The sequence below is a fragment of the Pseudomonas sp. PAGU 2196 genome (assembly GCF_022179005.1).
Classification (GTDB): Bacteria; Pseudomonadota; Gammaproteobacteria; order Pseudomonadales; family Pseudomonadaceae; genus Aquipseudomonas; species Aquipseudomonas kermanshahensis.
This window is the reverse complement of sequence record NZ_BNTL01000041.1, coordinates 1-19,705: the sequence shown is the minus strand read 5'-3', so window position 1 is coordinate 19,705 and position 19,705 is coordinate 1. Positions and strand designations below refer to the sequence as shown.

Here is a 19,705-nt window from a genome sequence, read left to right as displayed (position 1 = left end):
AAACCGAATCGGCCTGCCTGTCCTGGCATCCATCCCTCTTTAGTAGACACCTACCTTTTCATCGATGCCGTTGAAGGGTGCGTAATCGAGCAGTTGTGCCGGCGACAGCGGGCGGCTGAAGTGGTAGCCCTGGGCAATGTCGCAACCGGCGAGTTTCAGGCACACCACTTGCTCACGAGTCTCCACACCTTCGGCCACCACCTCTAGGCCGAGGCGCTTGGCCAGGATGATGGTGGAGGAGACGATCGGGCTGTCGTCATGGCTGTTGGACAACGGCGCAATCAACGAACGGTCGATTTTCAGCTTGCTCAACGGCAGCGAGTGCAGGTGCGCGAACCCTGCATAGCCGCGCCCGAAATCGTCCAGGCTGATGCCCAGGCCCGCTTCGCGCAAGCGCTGCAGGTGCTCGACCGCCGTGCCCTCGGGGTCAAGGATGGTGGTTTCAGTGATTTCCAGCTCCAACCGGTGTGGGGCGATGTCGTACCTTTGCAATTTGTTCAGCAGCCGCGTGCTGAAGCCTGCCTGGCGCAACTGCAGCGCCGAAACATTGACCGCCAGGCGCGCTTCGCGGCCCTGCGCGTGCCAACGGGCGAGCGCCTCACAAGCCAGGCGCAGCACTTCCCAGCCAAGCTCGATGATAAAGCCACTGCGCTCGGCCAGGCCGATGAAGCGGTCCGGGTAAAGCAGGCCGAATTCCGGGTGGTCCCAGCGCACCAATGCCTCGTAGCCTAGCACCTGGTGGGTATCGAGGCGGATCTGCGGTTGGTAATGCAGGATGAACTGGCGCTCGGCCAACGCCGCGCCGAAGGCTTGCTCGAGGGTGAAGGCATGGATATCGGCAAGGTTCAGCGAGGGGTCGAAGAAGCGGTACTGGGCACGCCCGGCCTGCTTGGCCGAGTACATCGCGGCATCGGCGCAGCGGATCAGGCTGTCGATGTCCTGGCCATCGCGTGGGCAAATGCTGACGCCGACGCTGGGGCTGGTGTTGACCTCCTGGCCATCCAGCGCATAGGTGGTCGAGAGTTTCTGCACCAACTCGCGTACCCAGGCGTTGATCTGCTCTTCGCTGCGCTGACCGGCCAGCAGTACCACGAACTCGTCACCACCAAAACGCGAGGCTTCGTCGCCCGGCTCCAACAACCGTTGAATGCGCCCGGCCACGGCTTGCAGCAGCAGGTCGCCGATCTTGTGGCCGAGTGAGTCGTTGATCGACTTGAAACGGTCCATGTCGATGAACAGGATGGCCATCAACCGGCGTTTGCCCCGTTGCTGGGTCAGCGCAAGCCCAGCGACTTCGACGAACTGGCGGCGGTTGTGCAGGCCGCTGAGGTGGTCAGTGGCAGCGGCGTGGCTGCTGCGCCGGTGTTCGTCCTCAAGCCGCTCTATCAGTTGCTGGTTGACCTGCTGTGCGTGCTCCAGGGCGCTGAATGCTTCCTGGCGCTTGCGCAGCAGGCGCAACGTCCACACCAGGCTGGCCAGAATCATCAGGGTCATGCTCAGGTTCAGCCAGAACTGCCGTGAGTAGGCCAAGGCCGTCGGCGCCAGGATTTCTTCGTAGCGTTGGCTGACCACCACGCTAAAGCCTCGCTCGGCCTCGCGCCGGTACAGGCTCTGGTAGGGGCCGCCGGGTGAATACTGCGTGAACGCGCCCGCGTCGGGCCCGGCCTGCGGTAAATCAGGCTCCAGGCTGTCGGCGGCCACGATCACCCCGCTGGAGTCGATGCGCAGGCGTTCGTGGCCATCGTCCTGCAGCAGGCGCATCAGGCCGGTGCTGCCCAGGTCGATGTGCTGGAACAGCACCGCCAGGTAACCGATATCCAGCTGCACCACCAGGATGTTGTCGATTTCGCGGCCGGGCAGGTCGGTCAGCGGCAATATGAACGGCAGACGCCAGTTGGGCAGGGCGCTAAGCGGGCTTTGCACCTCGATACTGGGCATGAAGGGTTTGAAGCCGTAGCGGGCAACGTGCAATTGCAACTGCCGCAGCCAGTCTTCAGGCAGCGTTGTGGCGTCGTCGGCATGGCTGGCCGACACGAGCCGGCCGTGTCGGTCGTACAGGCTCATGCGTTTGAACAACGGGTCTTCGGCCAGCAACCGGGCCAGGTTGGCGTTGCCCTGGCGCGGGGCCTTCAGGTCGCCTTGGGTGACGCGGCCCACGGCCTGGGCACGGTCGACCAATTGGCGCAGGCTTTGCGCGACGATGCTGGCCAGGTTCAGGTGCTCGGCCGCCTTGGCCGACACTGCATCCTGGCGCGCAGCGGCTTTCTGGGAGAAGTGCAGCCCCCAGAGAAATGCCAGGGTGGCGGCACACAGCATCAGGATCAACAGGCGCAGGAGGCTGGCGGAAGAGAGCGAACGGCGAATCACGACTGATAATCCCGACCCTGGGTGATGCTCAAAACATACGACAGTATGATGACAGGTCGATGACTGGTGGCTAAGTGCCTCTAAGGTTTTGCCGTGTCCGCCAACGGCGTCTGCAAGCGTGTGGTTTCTTCTTCGATGTAGGTCATCAGCGCAGCGACCTCGGCATCGCCCAGGCGCATGTTGGGCATTGCCAGGCGGTTGTATTGCTCGTACAGCAGCATCGCCAGCGGGTCTTTTTGCGCAAGCATCTGATCTGGCTCTTTCAGCCAGCGGCTCAGCCACCGGGCATCGCGTTGCCGGGTCACGCCTAGCAGGTCGGGGCCGATGCCCCGTTTCACGCCTGGCTCGGCGTCGCCCAGGGTATGGCAGGAAGAGCAGCGGGTGCGGAAGATCTGCTCGCCGCTGCTGGGCGAGCGAACTTCAGGCGCGTGGGCGTAGTCGTTGGCCATGGCACTGGCTTGCTTCCAGTTGTGCAAGCTGTTGCCCAGGCGGTCGGCGAGGATGTAGGGGCTCTCGAAGGGCGAGGCTTTCATCCAGCGGCCGGTGGCCTGGTTGCCGATGATCAGGCTCAGGTTGTGGTCTTTGGAGCGGCCGTTTTCCAGGCCTTCTATGTACAGGCCCAGGCTTCTGCGCAATTGCTCGATGTCGGCAGGCTCGCCGGTGAGCAAGGTCCAGCCAGGGCCGATGGCGAATTTTTCGGCGTAACGTTTGAGGGTGGCCGGCGTGTCGTTGTAGGGGTCGATGCTGATGGAGTAGAGGAATATGTCCTTGCCGACCCGGTCGCCGAGGATTTTTTGCACCTGGCGCAGGCGCGCGGTTTCCACCGGGCAGGAGTCGGAGCAGCCGGTGAAGATGAAGTTGATGGCGACGACCTTGTCTTTGATCAGGTCATCGAAGAAGTGCACTTTTTCACCGTCCTGGGTCAGCAGGGGGGTATTGGGGAAGTAGTCGGCGCCCCAGGGGGTGGCGGTTTCTTGGGGTGCGGCTTGCCGGGGTTGCACGGGCCAGAACGGGATGCTGGCAGCGAACAGCGACAGCACGAGCAGAACACGCCATGAGCCAGTCATGAAGTCGTCCTCCGTAAAAGATCCTACACCTGCTTTGCTTACTTGATGCTGATTGGCGCTGTCACGCTTTGCCCCAGCGTCGACGTCACAGTCGCTGTCGCCGGTGTTGCTGGCCCGTTGCCGGTGGTAGTAGCCGACAACCGCCAACGGGCACCCGTGGTGGCCGCAGTCAGCGTGGCAGCACCCAGGTTCAACGGCCCGCTGGTGGTGGCCACCGTCACGTTGATGGCATTGCCGGTAGCCACCGAGGTGGTGCCCGCCAGCTCCCAGGTGTAGCGGTTGCCGCTGCGCACTTGCACCGAGGCACTGCTGACCTGGATGTTGTCGACCGGTACTGCCGGGCTCACCGCGATGCTGACCGCCGCCGGGGCGACCGACTCGGCACCCTTGGCGTCGCGCGCCGAGTAGTTGAAGCTGGCGGTGAACGGTGTGGCGACGGTGGCCGGTGGGGTGTAGGTCACCGTGGTGCCGTCGGTGCTGGTGGTACCCATGCCCGAATCCGGCTGGCTGAGGCCAGTGACGGTCAAGGGCAGGTTGCGCTCGGGGTCGGTGTCGTTGGCCAGCACATTGAGCGTGATCGCCTTGCCGGCCGTGGTGGCAGCACTGTCGTTGACCGCAACCGGTGGCTTGTTGGTATCGTCGTTATCATTGTGGCCAGACGTGCGGAAGGTCGGCAGACCTACAGAAGCGACATATTCCACACCGTCCCAACCCGGCAACGGGGTAGGCATCACCTGGAACTGGCCAGGGTGCTCCAGGTCCCAGCGCAGCAGCATCGACGAGTCCTCGTGCTGGGTGTTGTGGCAGTGCTCCATGTAGGTACCGGCAAACTCGCGGAAGCGGATGGCCATTTCCACTTCTTCCGACGAGTCGGCATCCGGCCCGATGCGGTAGACGTCCTTACGCGCCCACTTTTCCCACTCTGGCGGTGCCTTGCCGTCGCGGCTGAGCACGATGCCTTCCTCGAAGTGCACATGCACCGGGTGGCTCCAGCCATTGCCGCCATTCTTGATCTTCCACACTTCCAGCGTGCCGTCGCCGCTGAAGCCGCCAGGGGTGGCTTCGCTGGCCAGTTGCGGCGCTGCGTTGATGCGCCGTGGGTCCATGCTGTAGCCGAAGCCGCCATCGGTCTTGATGGTCCAGGGCGTGGTGTCGGTGCCGTCGGAGCGGCCAAAGATGAACTCGCGGTGGCGGGCATCCTTGAGCTTGGCCTGGTCGGCCACGGCGTTGCGGTCGAGGGTCAGCGGGATCATCTTCAGGCCTGCGGCCTTGCCCGGCTTGGCCGGTTCATAAGCGACTGGGTCCATGCTCAGGTCCTGGCCGCTGTAAGGCTGCACCAGCAGTTGCATGAACTTGCCCACCACCGGGTCGCCTTTGTCCCACTGCGGGCCCTTGCTGGTCTGCTTGATGACCGCCTTGTATTTCTCCGACAGCACATCGGCCAGGGAAATGGCCTGGTTCGGGCCCTTGCCGGTCTGGTGCTCCATCAGGTTGACGAAGTACAGCTTGTCGCCTGCCTTGATGCCGTTCTTGGCGAAGTTGATGATGATGTCGTAACGCTCGGCGATGCCTTGCAGCGGCATAATGCCGTTGTTGTCCTTGAGGTCACCGTCGCCGTTGAGGTCCAGGGTGCCGTCGAATGGCACGGCATGTTCCATGATATTGCCGTCGTTGGCGATCATGTGGAACGGCACGCGGGCATACGACACGTTGGAGCCGGATGGGCCTTTGAATTCGCCACTGCTGCCGGCGATTTCACGCACCACGGCAAATTTGAAGTAGCGCGACACCGACCCATTGAGGATGCGGAAGCGGTAGCTACGCGCCCGTACTTTCAGCTTGGGCTGGTACTGCCAGTTGACCAGGATCTGGTCGCCGAGGAAGCCGTCGGTATTGAACGGGTTGAACCACAATTGGCCATTGGCATCCCAGGCTTTGTCGGCAATCACCAGGTTGACGTCGTAGTCGCGGTTGCCCCACGGCATGGCCGAACCACTGGGGAAGCGCAGGTTGACGCCATCCTGCAGGGCCTCGTTGCCGCGGTCCAGGGCGCTGTAGTAGTTCATCATCACGGCGTTGCCTTTGTAGACGTTCTGCGCCGTGAAATCCATCATGTGGTCGTGGAACCAGTGGGTACTCATGGTTTCGCGCCAGTCGCCACGAATCTTGATGCTGCCGTTTTCGCAGGTCTTAAGGCCCGGCGAGGCGTCGTTGACGTACAGCGTTTCGCCCGGTGCGCAGGGGAACGCCGCGCGCGGGTCCTGGGCGCGGGTGTTGATGGTGTCGTAACCGGCCAATTGCACTGGCCACCGGTAGTCGTAGTACTGGCCGGGGAAGAAGTAGGCGTTGGCAAAGCCATCGCTCTCGGCCGGGGAGTGGCCGTTGTGCTCGTGGGTGGAGATGGTGTGCAGGCCAAAGCCGCCGTTGGCCGACGGGTCGATCGGCAAGGCGTTGTAATGGCGCATCAAGATCGGCTGGCCATAGCGGACCATCAGCAGCTTGGGCGGGAAGGTGCCGTCGAAGGTCCACAGCGATTTGTGGTTTTGCAGAGGGAAACTTGGGTGGAAGCGGGTGTCGATGCCCTTGGTGGTGCCCAACGTGGTGGGGATGTCCGAGGTCTGGTAGTACAGCCCGCCTGGCGCGAATTCACCGACCGCATAGTTGTGCATTTGCTTGCGGTCACGCAGCCCGAGGTTGATGCGTGCGCCAGCTTGGGCGGTCTTGAACGCAGCCTGAGGGTAGAACTCGTTCCAGCGCTGATGGGACCAGCCCTTTCCTGGTGGGCGGCCTTCAGCCGGCGAGCCGACCGGGTGGCGGTTGAGGAACATCTCGATCTGCGCTTTCCACGGGTTGCGGTCGAGCACGTTGGAGAACTGGGTAGGGAAGGGGTACAGGCCCGGTTGCTTGAGGAAGGCTTCCAGAGCCGTGCCACTGGGGCCGCTGCGGGCGACCACATTGGGGTCTTGCGCGGGGGCCGCGCCTAGGGTTGGTACGGGGAAGGTCAGGTCAGGTGCCGGGATGCTGGGGTCGAGCTTTTCCGGGCCGAATTCTTCGAACAACAGCAGTTGCTGGGTGAACGGCTGCGCACCGAACAACGGGCTGGGCTTGCCGTTGGTGGGGTATTTATCAGAGGTTTGCAGGGCAGGCGGCAGCACGTTGTCCTGGCGCACGGTCGAACGGTCACCGTAGGCACCATCGGTGAGCTCCAACGAGCCTTCGTTGGCTTCCGGCAAGGTGTACAGGTTGAGCAACGCCGGGTTTGGGTCGTCCGGCTGGTCGGTGTAGGCCGAGGGGTCGGTCGGCGGGGGCTGACCGACATCATCGAGGGAAGACGCGATTGCCGGGTTCAGCCCAAGGCTGAGCATCAGCACGGTGACGGCAGACAGTTTGAATGTGTGCCTGGTTGGGTGACTCACGGCAGGTGTTTTCATTGCCTGGTGCCTCGCTCGCGGCGTTATGGCTTGGGGCCATCAATGGCGTTTTGCCTGGTTAAGGGGCCTGAGCAACGGCTGTGCCAACAGATGTTTCGGTAATGCTTTGTTAAACAAATCCTTTAAAAACCTGAGTCGCGCTAAATAATGGCGTGCGAGGGCTGGGGACAGGCACCCACAAGCGGGTCACCCAAGGCCCAGTGTTTGGGGCGTGACAGCACCTTCCTACCTGCTGTATACCTGTGGGCCACCAAGGGGAGCCCGGCAACGGGCTGAGAAACCGCTGAGCGTTGCAGCGCGGTGACCCTTCGAACCTGATCCGGATCATGCCGGCGAAGGGATGGGACTTGAAACCTGCCTTTTTGCCGGCCTCACTGCGAGGCCAGTCCATGCCAGCTTCATCGGTCTCGCTGTCACCCCCTGCAGAGGACAGCATCATGACCGAACGCTTCACGCAAACCCTGCGCCGTCAGAGCGAGCCGACCTGGTCGGCGGCCGTCGGGCACCGCTTCGTTAGCCAACTGTGCGACGGCAGCCTGCCGGACCCGATCATGGTCCGCTACCTGGTGCAGGACCACCGCTTTCTCGACAGCTTCCTGACCCTGCTCGGCGCTGCGATCGCCACCGCGGACACCTTCGAGGCACGCCTGCGCTTCGGCCAGTTCGCCGGGATGATCTCCAGCGATGAGAACACCTATTTCCTGCGTGCCTTCGAGGCGCTGGACGTCAGCCCGGCGCAACGCGTAGAGGCCGCAGACACTGCGCCTACCGCAGGCTTCAAGGCGATTATGCGTGAAGCGGCCGCCACCCGCTCGTACGCCGCCGCGTTGGCAGTATTGAATGTCGCCGAAGGGTTGTACCTGGACTGGGCACTCAAGGCGCCGAAACCCTTGCCTGAACACTTCGTGCATGCCGAATGGATCACCTTGCACGACAACCCGGCGTTCCAAGCGTTCGTTGCCTTCCTGCAGGCCGAACTGGACCGCGTCGGGCCGCAGGAAGCCGAGCTGAGCACCGATTTCTACCTGCGTACCGTGGCCTTGGAGCTGGCCTTCTTCGATGCGGTCTACGAGGGGGAGGCGTGAGCATGGATATTTTCGATCGCCTCAAGGCCGCTACCACGGGCGAGTGGCACCGCTATGTCGAGCATGATTTCGTGCAGCAGATGGGCGAAGGCACGCTGAGCGAGGCGGCGTTCCGGACGTACTTGGTGCAGGACTACCTGTTCCTGATCCAGTTCGCCCGCGCCTGGGCCCTGGCCGCTTACAAGAGCCGCCTGCCGGCCGACATCCGCGCCGCCCAGGCGGGCCTCGCGGCGATTCTTGACGAAACCGAACTGCACCTGCGCCTGTGCGCGCGTTGGGGGCTGACCCAGGCTGATATCCAGGCCGCACCCGAGCACCAGGCCACGGTGGCGTATACCCGCTATGTGCTTGACTGCGGCGCCGCAGGCGATCTGCTGGAGCTGCATGTGGCGTTGGCGCCCTGTGTGATCGGCTATGCGGAAATTGGCCGGACGTTGGCTGAACGGATTGGTGACCTGAGCGATCACCCTTACCGTGAGTGGATCGCTGAGTATGCCGGGGAAGGGTATCGGCAGGTGGCGGCCAATGCCCGCAAGCACCTGGATGAACTGGCCGCGCGGAGCATGACCGAGCAACGGTTCGTGGAGCTGGCAGGGATTTTTGGCCAGGCGTCGAGCCTGGAGGCCGATTTCTGGCAGATGGGGCTGGATGGCGCGAAGTAGGGATCAATGGTCCTCGTTGATCATTGGAAATTCCAGGTAGGAGCAGCCTTGCGCTGCGAAGAGGCCAGTGGCAGCAGCGAAGATTAATGGTTTTTTCACCGGCCTCTTCGCAGCACAAGGCTGCTCCTACCCGGATCGCGCTTGACGGGAAGGCAGGGCTAGTGGGGCCGGCTGCAGGCCTCGCCACCCTGGCATATCCGCCAGCAAGCGGCGTGTGTACTCACTCGCTGGTTGCTCGAATACCTGCTCGGTAGGCCCTTGGTCCACCAGCGTGCCTTGGCTCATCACCAGCACCTGGTCGCTGATGCCGCGTACCGTGGCGAGGTCGTGGGACACGAACAGGTAGGTCAGGCCCAGGTCGCGTTGCAAGCTCTGCAACAACTCCAGCACTTGCGCCTGCACCGGTGCGTCCAGCGCCGACAGCGGCTCATCCAGTACCAACAGTTCCGGCTCGGCGGCCAGCGCACGGGCGATGGCGACCCGTTGCCGTTGCCCACCGGACAACTGGCCAGGGCGCCGCTGCAGCAAGTCGGCAGGTAGCCCGACACGCTCCAGCAGCTCGACCACCCGCTGGCGATCATCGCGCCGGTTACCGATGGCGAAGGCGCGCAGCGGCTCACTGATGATGTCCAGCAGGTTGTGCCGCGGGTCGAGTGCAGCCCAAGGGTTCTGGTAGACCAACTGCACCCGGCGCCGATAGGCCTGCAACTGCTTGCGCCCTGCGCCAAGCACCTGCTCGCCATCAAACAACACGCTGCCTGCGTCGGCCTGCTCCAGGGCCAGGATGATGCGCGCCGTGGTCGACTTGCCAGAGCCCGACTCGCCAACCAGGCTGGTAGTGCTGCCACGAGGCAAGCTGAAACTGACATCCGCCACCGCCGCCGGCCCCTGGCGGTTGAAGCGCCGCTGCAGCCCAGTGACCTGCAGCAAGGGCGCCGCAGCGTGATCGGCCGGGCGGGTACGACGCTGCTGCAACCGTGCCAAGGGTGAGGCATTGAGCAACTGGCGGGTGTAGGGGTGGCTGGGGGTATGCCACAGGTGTTCGGGCGTGCCGCTTTCAAGCAGTTGGCCGTGGCGCATGACCAGAATACGGTCGGCCCGGTCCAGCGCCACCGCCAAATCATGGGTGATCAGCAACAGGCTGCTGCCGCGCGCGCGCACCAAATGCTGCAAACGGTCGAGGATCTGCCGCTGGACACTCACGTCGAGGGCACTGGTGGGCTCGTCGGCGATCAGCAGCGGCGGGTCATTGGCCAGGGCGATGGCGATCAATACCCGCTGGCACATACCGCCCGACAACTGATGGGGGTAGCACCGCAGCAGTTGCTCAGGTGCCTTGAGGCCAACTTGCTGCAACAAGACCAGCGCCTTGGCATGGGCTTCACTGTGCGCTACGCCATGCACGGTCATGGCTTCGATCACCTGCGCGCCGATGGTCTTGACTGGGTCCAGCGACGTGCCTGGGTCTTGTGGTACGAAGCCGACCAGCCGGCCACGGCGGGTTTGCCAGTCGCGCTCATTGAAGGTGTCGAGTGCCTGGCCCTGTAGCCACAGTTGGCCGTTTTGCCGTGCTGTAACCGGCAACAGACCCGCCAGGGCGGCCGCGGTAGTGGACTTGCCTGAGCCGGACTCGCCGACCAGGCAGACGATTTCGCCCGCGCCAATCTCCAGGTCCAGCGCCTGTACGGCGGGTTGTTGGCTGCCGGGGTAGTCGACGCGGAACTGGCGGATACGAACCAGTGGTGAACTCATCACGCTGCTCCCTCAAGTTGTTGCAGGCTGCGCGACAGTTGTTGAGTGGCCAGAACCACCGCAGCCACCACCAGGCCAGGCAAGGTGGTGTACCACCAGGCGACGACCATGTAGTTGCGCCCCTCGGCGATCAGCAAGCCCCATTCCGGCTGGGGCGGCGGCGCGCCGAAGCCCAGAAAGCTCAGCGCCGAGACGGCCAGCACGGCGCTGGCGAATTCCAGTGCAGCCAGGGCCAGCAACGGCCCTGCGGCATGTGGCAGCACGTGGCGGCAAAGGTTGGTCCAACTGCCAACCCCGGCCACCTGCGCCGCTTCGACAAAGCTGCGGCGGCGCCAGCGCAAGACTTCGCCACGGGCCAGGCGGGCGAACATCGCCACCGAGGAAAGCCCCACGGCCAGGGCGATTTCCAGCGTGCCGAAACCCAGGGCGGTGACGATGGCCATCGCCAACAACAAGGCAGGAATCGCCATCAGGACTTCCACCCCCATCGCCAGCAGCCGGTCGGCGACGCCACCGAACCAGCCAGCAATGCCCCCCAGCAGGCTGCCGGCGACCAGGGCGATCAGTACCGCGATGCTGGTGGCCTGCAGCGACAGTGCCGCGCCATGCACACAACGCGCATACAGGTCGCGGCCCAGGTGGTCCGTGCCGAACCAGTGGTCGGCGGAGGGGGCTTGCAGGGCCTGGCTCGGGTCAGCCAGCAGCGGGTCCGCACTGCTGAACAGGTTCGGCCAGAAGGCCCAGCCCAACACCACGATGAACAAGGCCACGCTCAGCGTCAGTGGCAGGCTGGGCCAGCGCACCGGGCGTGCCAGGCGGTAGGCAAGTTGCAGGATCATGGGCGGCTTCCTTGGCGGATACGGGGGTCGAGCAACGGGTAGGCCAGGTCGGTCAGCAAGTTGGTCAGCACGTACAACGCGGCGGCCAGCAGTACTACGCCCTGGACCACGGCGATGTCCTGGCTGGCAACAGCACCTTGGGCCAAGCGCCCGATGCCATCACGGGAGAACACGGTTTCGGTCACCACCGCGCCGGCCAGCAGGTTGCCCAGCAGGGTGCCGGCCAGGCTCAGCAAGGGGATCGCTGCGTTGTGCAGAATATGCCCGTAAAGCAGCCGCCATGGCCCTACACCCTTGCTGCGCAGGGCCTGCACAAAGGGCTGTTGGCTGACCGTGGCGATCGAGCGGCCAAGCACCTGGGCGATCACCGCCGCGCACGGCAGGGCCAAAGTCACGGCCGGCAGAACCAGGCTGGCCAGGCCTTGCCCACCCATGGCCGGCAACCAGTGCAGTTGAAAGGAAAACAGTTGCAGCAGCACCAGCCCGACCCAGAAGGTCGGCAGCGACACCACCACGGCAGGGGCATTGTGCAGCACGCTCTGCAACGGTCGCTGGCGTACGCGATGGGCCGCGAGCGCTAGGCAGATGCCCAGTGGCAGCGCCAGGCCAAGCGCCGTGAAGGCCAACGCCAGGGTGGCCGGCAATGCCGCTGCAAGTGCTGCGGTGACGGGCTTGCCGGTCTGCAGCGAAGTACCCAGGTCTAGCTGCAGCAACCGCCACAGGGCACCGGTGTACTGCTGCCAGAGGCTGCCGTCGAGGTGATAGCGAGCGCGCAGTTCAGCGACCTTGACCGGGTCTGCCGAGCCCGGTTCGCCACTTTGCGCCAGCAGGATCGCTATCGGGTCACCGGGCAACCCATAAAGGATGGCAAACGACAGGCTAAACGCTGCCCACAGCACCAGCAGTGACTGGGCCAGGCGCCACAGGTGCGCGGGGTGATGGTTCAGGGCGTTCATCGGTCAGTGACTCCCCGGTTGTGCCAGCCAGGTGTCGTAGAACTGCAAGCGGGTCGAGGCCTCGTAATGCAGGCCGCGCACCGCATCGCGGAACGCCGTGACCGTAGCGGCCTCGACCAGCGGGATCACGTGGCCCTGCTCGAGCAGCTCGCGGCTGGCCTGGTGGATCAACGCTCCGCGCGTTTGCACATCGAGGCTGGCGGCCGAATCGATCAGGGTCTGGTCCAGTGCCAGCGGGCCTCGCACGTTGACGTTGCGCCCGCTGGCGAGGAACACCGTGCGCAGCACGTCCGGGTCGGCGCGGGTCAGGTTGAAGAACCACAGTTCGTAGTTCAGCGATGTCTGCAGCAGGCTGACTTGGCCGATGGTGGACTTGTTCAGGCGCAGCTCGATGCCGGCCTGGCGCAGTTGCTGCTGCACCAGTTCCAGCACCGGTGTGCTGGCCTGCCAGTAGTCGAGGGCAAAGCTCAAGCGCTTGCCATCACGCTGCCGCCAGCCGTCGGCGCCCTTGTGCCAGCCAGCGCTGTCCAGCAGTTGGCCGGCACCTTGTGGGTCATAGGCGAGCACCGCGCTTAGGTCCTGGTAGTAGGGCGTGCTACTGGCGAGCACGGAACTTGCTGGTTTCTGGTAGCGGGAAATCACGCCCTTGAACTGGCTGCGGTCGATCGCCTTGTTCAGTGCCTGACGCACCTTGGCATCGTCCAGCGGCGGGCGGGACTCGTTGGGCGTCAGGTTGAAGACGATGCCTGGGTTAGACCGCGCGATGGACGCAATGCCCTGGGCCTGCAGCACCGCTTCGTCCTGTACCGGCACGCTGGTGTTCACGTCGATTTGCCCGGACAGCAGGCTGCCCAGGCGCACACCGGACTCGGGCAGGATGTGAAACTCGATAGCCTCCAGCCAGGCACGGCCCTTGTGCACGGCCAGCGAAGACGGCCAGGCGTAATCGGCGCGGGCTTCGATGCGCACCAGGCGGTTGTGCTCGAAGCTTTTTACGTTGAATGGCCCGGAGCCCACCAAGGCGCCCTGGCAGCGTTGTTCGGCGCTACGTGCCAGGGTACTGGGTGCCAGTAGCCCAAGGCTCATGGTCGAGGTTGCCTGAAGGAACTGCGCGTTGGCCTGTTTGAAGCGGATGCGCACGCTCAGCGGCCCAATGACTTCGACGGTTTCAAGGCCAGCCAGGTAAGTACTGGCCAGTTGTGCCTGGGCACCGAGGGCGACGATGGCCTCGAAGTTGGCCTTGACCGCTGCGGCGTCCAGCGCGCTGCCGTCGCTGAAGGTCACCCCTTCACGCAGGTGAAAGGTGAACTGGCGCGAGTCTTCGCTGACTTCCCAGCGCTCGGCCAGCCAGGGCACGATCTCGGCAGTCTGCGGGTCTTGGTCGGTCAGCGAGTCCACCAATTGCCGGCCAACGTTGAGGGCGGTGTTGTTGCCCGCCTGTTGCGGGTCGATGCAGTTGGGGTCGCCGTCGAACGCCACCCGCAGCACGCCGCCATGCTGCGGCTGCGCCGGGGCGCCCGTGTTGGCCTGCTGCGCGCTTTTACCATCGCAGCCGGCCAGGCTCAGGGCAATGGCCAGGCTCAGTGTCGCCAGGGGTCGGAACATGGGCTCTCCTTAAATGAAGCGGTTGGCGCGGTAAGGCAGGCCTAGGTTTTGCCGCAGGGTGGTGCCGGCGTATTCGCGCTGGAACAGGCCGCGGCGTTGCAGCTCTGGGACCACGCCATCTACGAAGTCATCGATGGCTGAGTGCAGGCCGCTGAACATGATGTTGAAGCCATCGGCGGCGCCGGCTTCGTACCAGGCCTGCAGGTCATCGGCGATGCTCTGCGGGGTGCCGATCAGGATGCGATGGCCGCCGGAGGTGAGTTGGTTGAACAGCTGCCGCACGGTCGGCCGCTCACGGCGGATCAGGTCGAACACCAGCTTTTGCCGGCTCTGGTGGGTGTTGGTGGTGAAAGTCTCTGGGGGCAGGGGCACTGCTTCGTCGAAGGGCAACTCCGAGAGGTCGTAGCCGAGGCTGGCGAAGCGCGAGATGGAACTGAGGAAGGCCTTGGGTTCCAAGAGCGCTTGCTGGCGGTCGTACTTGGCCTGGGCCTCAGCCAGTGTCTTGCCCACTACCGGCGAGACGCCCGGCAACACTTTCAGTGCATCGGCACGGCGCCCGAAACCGGCGGCGGCCTGCTTGGTCTCCTGGTAGAACGCCTGGCCTTGGGCGATGGTGTGCTGGGCGGTGAAGATCAATTCGCCAACCCGCGCCGCCAGCCGCTTGCCAGCTACAGAAGCGCCGGCCTGGGCGACAACCGGGTGACCTTGCGGCGATCGCGCCACGTTGAGCGGCCCGCGCACCTGGAAGTGTTCGCCTTGATGTTCGAGCACATGCAGTTTGTCGATGTCCAGCCAGGTGCCACTGGCTTTGTCCTGGACAAAGGCATCGTCGGCCCAGCTGTCCCATAGGCCACTGACCACGTCGTAGAACTCTTCGGCACGGGCGTAGCGGTCATCGTGCTCGACGTGCTCCTGGCGGTTGAAGTTTTCGCCGCCGCCCAGCGAGGTCACCAGGTTCCAGCCGGCTCGGCCTCCGCTCAGGTGGTCCAGTGCAGCGAATTTGCGGGCGATGTTGTAGGGCTCGTTATAAGTACTGCTGGCCGTGGCGATCAGGCCGATATGGCGGGTGCTGGCGGCCAGCGCCGGGGCAAGGATCAAGGGGTCCCAACGCACGCTGTTGGGGCCACGCTGCAGGGCCAGGTCGAGTTTGACGTCGAGCGTGTCATTGAAAAAAAGCGCGTGAAACCGCCCGGCTTCCAGCTTGCGGGCAATGTATTGGTAATGCTCCAGGCTCTTGAAGGTATCGCGCGGTGCCTCCGGCAGGCGCCAGGCGCTGCCGCTGAGGGTGCCGGGGATGAACGCGCCGAGTATGAACGGGCCGTGGCTCATGGTGCTTCTCCTGGCGCCCGCCACACACGGCGGGCGCTGTGTGGGTGGGGTCAGAAGTTGTAGGCGATGCGCGTGTACCAGAAGCCACCGTAAGGGTCGAACGGCGAAATGGCACCGAACTTGGGGAAGCCATTGGTATCGCCGGCGGGGTAGCCACTGTTGTCGGCACGTACGTCGAACAGGTTGTTGGCACCCACGGCGACATCGAAGTGGTCGGTCAGCGCGTAGGCGACTTCCAGGTCGGTCAGCCACTTGGCGCCATAGGTCACGTCATAATCGGGATTGGCGTCGCGGGCGATGACTTTGTCGTAGCGGGTCAGGCCGGCGTTGATGGTGAAGCGCTCGATCTGCCAGTTGGCGCTGAGCATCAGCTTGGTCTTGGGGTTGGCCACGGTCAGGTAACCCTGGGCGACGCGGTCAAACAGTTCGAGGTTGTTGCCTGCGGCGCGCAGCGATGCCGGTGTTTGCTTGATGTCGTCGATGATGGTCTTGTTGTAGTTGACCCCCAGGCCGTACTTGACCCGGCCAAAGCGCCCATAGTCGACGCGGTAGTCGGCCACCAGGTCGACGCCACGGGTGGTGGTGTCGGCCGCGTTGGTGAAGTACTTGACGCGGTAGCCTGGCTTGTAGCCGTTGGCGACCAGTTGCTGATCGACGCCGTTGCCATAAAGGAAGCCCGTCAAGGCAATGCGGTCGCGGATTTCGATCTGGTAGGCATCCAGGGTCACGCTGGCCTGCGGCAAGGGTTGCCAGGTCAGGCCGAGGCTGATGTTGCGTGACTTTTCCGGGCTGAGGTCTTCGGCGCCCAGGGCTTTGGCCAACGGCGAATCCACCCGCACCGTCTTGGCTTCGACGAACTGCGCCACACCGTCGACGGTGGTGTACTGGTTGGCGGTCTGGGCGTAGACCGACTGCGACAGCGACGGGGCGCGAAAGCCGTTGCTGAGGGTGCCGCGCAGGGCAAAGGTTGGCGTGAAGTCGTAACGTGCGGAAAACTTGCCGCTGCGGGTATTACCGCTGCTGTCATCGTATTTTTCGAAGCGCGCGGCCACGCCGAGCCAGAGTTTTTCCGTCGGGTTCAGGCCCAGGTCGAGGTAGCTGGCGTAGCTGTTGCGGCTGAGTTGGCCTTCATCCTCCGGGGTCAGGGTAATGGCGCCTTGGGCGCCCACCGCTGCCGGTTGGCCTGCCAAGGGGCCGCTGGGGTAGAAGTAGCCGCCGTTGATGTACGAGAGCGGGTCGTCGGACTCGGTCTTGTAACGTTCGTGGCGGTGTTCCAGGCCCCAGGAAACCTGCAAGGGCTTGGCCAGGCCAACCTCGAAGGCGCGGGTCAGGTCGAGGTTGTTGGTCCACTGGTCGAAGGTATTGGTATAGGTGTCGAAGCGGGTCGGGCTGGTCGGGCCGAGCGAGGCGTTGAGGGTTTCATCGGCACCGGCTTGGCCTTTGTCGCGGCCGAAGGTGGAGCTCAGGTCCCAGTGCCATTCGGCGAACTCACCCTTGCCACCGACGGCTGCCTGGTAGTCGGTTTCTTCCAGGGTGTAGAAGGGGGCGGTGCCGTCCGGGTAGATCTCGGGGATGATGTTGGTGGAATTGGGCCGGCGATAGTTTTGCCCGCCGCGGGCATCACGCTTGCTGAAGGTCGAGAAGGAATACAGGGTCAGCGCGTCGCTCACCGGCAATTCGGCGTTATACGACAGGTTGATGGCCTTGATCTTGGGCAGGCCGTTTTTTTGCACTTCGCGGTCGGCGGTGTCGTTGCGGGGGTCGCCGGCGAAATACAGGTTGCCGGTGGCGGCGCGTGAGCGGGTGGCGGTCTGGACCGACTTGGCGTCCAGCGCATAGTTGAAGAAGCCGCCGTTGTCGCCCAGGGCCAGGCCCTGGTTGAGGGTTTGGCGCAGGTTACCGCCGTCGCCGTCCTCATAGTATTGGCCGTACTGGGTGCTGGCCGATCCGCCGTTGTCGCGCTGCTTGAGGATGATGTTGATCACCCCGGCGATGGCGTCGGAGCCGTACTGCGCCGAGGCGCCGTCGCGCAGTACTTCGACGTGGTCGATGGCACTGATGGGGATCATGTCCAGGTCCACCGGGTTGGTCCCGTAGGCGGCGGTGGAGTCGAGGTTGATCACTGCGCTGTTGTGGCGGCGCTTGCCGTTGACCAGCACCAGTACGTTGGAGCCGTTAAGCCCGCGCAAGCTATAGGGCCGGGCGATGCTGTCATTGGACGAGCCGGAAGGGCGCTGGGAAAACGATGGCAGCGTTTTCTGCAGGGCACCGCGCAGGCTGGACTCGCCGGTTTGCTCCAGTTGCTTGCTGTCGATAACGTCGATCGGTGCCGGGCTGCTGGTGACGGTACGCACTTCGCTGCCCCGCGAGCCGGTGACGATCACCGTGTCGAGGGCGGCATCATCCTCCGCTGCCATGGCCAGGGGGGTGAGCAGGTAGCCAGCAAGTACGGCGGGCGCCAACGTTAAAGAGGTAAACACAGACTTCATGACTGTTCCTTGGGTTCGATTGGCAGATCAGGCCCTGGATGTGCGATCGAACGGGCTCTCATAAGGTGTTTCACGCAGTGCAGGCGCAACCTGGCCCGCAGGAGGTCCGTTGCTCCCGTGGCTGAGGTGCCTGTGAATCGTCCGGCGCGCGCCGGTACGGTGTGCCGCGGCGGGTCTCTAGCCGCTGAGCAAGGGGGTGAAGCGGTCGTCCCAGAAGCCCCGCACATCCAGTGCCTGGCGGATCAACCCACTGTCGTGGAACAGGTCGGCGATGTGTTGCTGGGCAACGATGTCTGCTTGGCTGACGGGCAATAGCCGACAGGGCTGCTGACGTTGCGCGAACTGTTGCAAATAGAGGTCGCTGGAAATCCCGGTAAGGGCTTGGTTACGTGCAGCCCATTCATGGGGGTTGTGCTCGACCCAGTCCCAAGTGGCTTTTTCGCGCTGCAAAAAGTCGCGAATGGCGGCCTGTTTGCCCGGCTGCTGCAACGCCTGGGCGGTGGTTGCAATCAGGTAGTTGCCGCAGTGATAGGGGCTGGCGTCGGCCAGCGCCACGCCATCCATGGCCGTCTGCGCTTGCAGGGCACCGATACCGCCGGCGACGATGGCGTCCAGGTGGCCGTTTTGAAATGCCACCAGCGCATCCCGGGCAGGCATGGGCCTGGCCTGGATATCGGCAAGGGTCAGGCCGTTGTCGCGCAGCAGGTTGAGTATCAGGTAGTGGGTGTCGGTGGCGCGCACGAAGCTCACGCGCTTGCCCTTGAGGTCAGCGATGGAGGCGATGCCGCTGCCGCGTTTGACGATCACACTGCTGCGGTTCTGCTCGCCTTGGTAGCTGGCGATCAACACCAGCGGGTTACCGGCCACGCTGGCGAACAGGGGTAGCACCGGGCTCATGAAGGCGTAGTCGAGGCTGTTGCTGGCAAAGGCTTCCAGCACCATGGCGCCCCCGGGCACATCTACCCAGTGCAGCGGGTAAGGTGTTTGCGCTTGGCCCGCGTCGGCGAGAAAACTCGCGGCCTGGCCCTTGTAGCGCCAGACCCGCAAGGCTTCATTGGCGCGTGCCAGGGCGGGGGCCAAGCCTACGGCCAGCCCGGCAATGGCGCTGTGGCGTAGGAAGGTGCGGCGGCTGATGCTGATTGCCATAGGGTGCGCCTCAGTCCAACAGGTCGGGTTGTTGCTGGACGATGCGGTCCCACAGCGGCAGGAAGTTCAGCCAACCGAATAGCTCGCGCTGGGCAGGGTTGACGGGGGCTTCGTCCAGGTCCGGGATACGCGGTTGGCCGGCAGCGTAAGCCAGCAGGTGGGCGCGGGCGCTGTCGTCGGCGAGGATGAAGCGCCAGGCGGCGCTTTCCACAGTCTGGCCCGTGGTCCACAGGCCGTGGTTCTGCCAGACCAGCAGGTTGTTGTCGGCGAAGGTTTCGACGAACGCTTGTGCCACTTGGTCGCGGTCTTGCAGCAGGCCGCCTTCGGGCGTGCGCAGGGCCTGGCGGTCGAACAGCACCTGCTCACCGGCGAAGGCAGACGACTCTGCAGTGATCGGCTGGAACAAACGCCCCAGCGCTGACCAGGCCCGCCCATGGAAGCCATGCAGGTGCGCAATACCCACCACGTCAGGCCGGGCGCGTTGCAACGCGTAATGCAGCTCAAGGGCGCTGGTATTAAGCAGGCCGTCACCTTCGACCACCTGGCCTTCGCCGTTTACCCGCAACAGGTCACGGGTGCGGATGTGCGAGAACGGCACACCCAAGGGGTTGATCCAGTAGTGGTCGGTCTCGATCGGGTCGCGTGCCGTGAAATGGCCGGCCAAGCCTACTTCAAAGCCCAGTTCGGCGAACAGCCGATAGGACGCTGCAAGGCGCTGCTTGCGGTGCAGGCGCTCGGCAAACGGGTCGCTGAAAGCGGGTGGGGCGGTGATTTGCAGGCGATGATCACGGTTTGGCAGGCGGGCGACACTGTGGCGCGCAGCAGGTTGGCTCATGGCAGTACCTCACGGAGGAAATGATCGTTTGCCGATCATCCGTTCTGCCATGTCCGCCGTTTCAAGGGCTGAGCTCGCAGGAGGATGAATCGGGGCCTCCACCATGCGAGGGGTCGGGTCTGAGGGGACTGTAGCAAGGGGG

At 64.2% G+C, this 19,705-nt stretch carries 13 protein-coding genes and 1 riboswitch; of the genes, 2 read left to right on the top strand and 11 right to left on the bottom strand.

All coding sequences use genetic code 11. The features are described 5' to 3' along the window. Positions 1–39 precede the first annotated feature (39 nt). From MFF34_RS26760 to MFF34_RS26750, 3 genes are all read right to left on the bottom strand, one after another. On the bottom strand, positions 40–2,367 hold the full coding sequence (locus MFF34_RS26760) for a bifunctional diguanylate cyclase/phosphodiesterase (protein ID WP_238217528.1): 2,328 nt from the start codon (positions 2,365–2,367) through the stop codon (positions 40–42). Between the two features lie 80 nt (positions 2,368–2,447). Beyond that, the gene (locus tag MFF34_RS26755) at positions 2,448–3,434 is read right to left on the bottom strand and encodes an SCO family protein (RefSeq protein WP_238217527.1); all 987 of its coding nucleotides are present in this window, start codon (positions 3,432–3,434) and stop codon (positions 2,448–2,450) included. Positions 3,435–3,472: 38 nt separating this feature from the next. Further along, on the bottom strand, positions 3,473–6,865 hold the full coding sequence (locus MFF34_RS26750; protein WP_238217526.1) for an Ig-like domain-containing protein: 3,393 nt from the start codon (positions 6,863–6,865) through the stop codon (positions 3,473–3,475). A gap of 243 nt (positions 6,866–7,108) precedes the next feature. Then, a riboswitch (TPP riboswitch) is annotated at positions 7,109–7,223 on the top strand. A gap of 79 nt (positions 7,224–7,302) precedes the next feature. Between MFF34_RS26750 and MFF34_RS26745 the strand changes: the two genes are divergently transcribed. Together MFF34_RS26745 and tenA are read left to right on the top strand one after the other, a co-directional pair. Beyond that, positions 7,303–7,950, top strand: coding sequence for a TenA family protein (locus MFF34_RS26745; RefSeq protein WP_085274377.1), 648 nt, complete (start codon positions 7,303–7,305; stop codon positions 7,948–7,950). A 2-nt stretch (positions 7,951–7,952) separates the two neighbouring features. Beyond that, entirely contained in the window at positions 7,953–8,612 is a 660-nt protein-coding gene (gene tenA / locus MFF34_RS26740; RefSeq protein ID WP_238217525.1) for a thiaminase II, read from the top strand. A gap of 126 nt (positions 8,613–8,738) precedes the next feature. On the opposite strand, the gene MFF34_RS26735 is transcribed toward tenA, so the two are convergent. The 8 genes from MFF34_RS26735 to MFF34_RS26700 form a co-directional block, all read right to left on the bottom strand. After that, positions 8,739–10,364, bottom strand: a complete 1,626-nt coding sequence (locus MFF34_RS26735) for an ABC transporter ATP-binding protein (RefSeq protein ID WP_238217524.1) — start codon at positions 10,362–10,364, stop codon at positions 8,739–8,741. Beyond that, positions 10,364–11,203, bottom strand: a complete 840-nt coding sequence (locus tag MFF34_RS26730) for an ABC transporter permease (RefSeq protein WP_238217523.1) — start codon at positions 11,201–11,203, stop codon at positions 10,364–10,366. The genes MFF34_RS26735 and MFF34_RS26730 overlap by 1 nt, the downstream gene beginning before the upstream one ends. Then, positions 11,200–12,159, bottom strand: a complete 960-nt coding sequence (locus MFF34_RS26725; protein WP_238217522.1) for an ABC transporter permease — start codon at positions 12,157–12,159, stop codon at positions 11,200–11,202. Before MFF34_RS26725 ends, MFF34_RS26730 begins: the two co-directional genes overlap by 4 nt. A 3-nt stretch (positions 12,160–12,162) precedes the next feature. Next, positions 12,163–13,764, bottom strand: a complete 1,602-nt coding sequence (locus MFF34_RS26720) for an ABC transporter substrate-binding protein (RefSeq protein ID WP_238217521.1) — start codon at positions 13,762–13,764, stop codon at positions 12,163–12,165. Between the two features lie 9 nt (positions 13,765–13,773). Beyond that, the gene (locus tag MFF34_RS26715) at positions 13,774–15,093 is read right to left on the bottom strand and encodes an LLM class flavin-dependent oxidoreductase (protein ID WP_238217520.1); all 1,320 of its coding nucleotides are present in this window, start codon (positions 15,091–15,093) and stop codon (positions 13,774–13,776) included. Between the two features lie 50 nt (positions 15,094–15,143). Next, entirely contained in the window at positions 15,144–17,582 is a 2,439-nt protein-coding gene (locus MFF34_RS26710) for a TonB-dependent siderophore receptor (RefSeq protein WP_238217519.1), read from the bottom strand. Positions 17,583–17,759: 177 nt separating this feature from the next. Next, positions 17,760–18,728: an ABC transporter substrate-binding protein gene (locus MFF34_RS26705; protein ID WP_238217518.1), complete on the bottom strand. Its 969-nt coding sequence runs from the start codon at positions 18,726–18,728 to the stop codon at positions 17,760–17,762. 10 nt (positions 18,729–18,738) lie between these two features. Next, complete coding sequence (locus MFF34_RS26700; protein WP_238217517.1) at positions 18,739–19,563, bottom strand: class II aldolase/adducin family protein; 825 nt, start codon at positions 19,561–19,563, stop codon at positions 18,739–18,741. Positions 19,564–19,705: the final 142 nt, after the last annotated feature.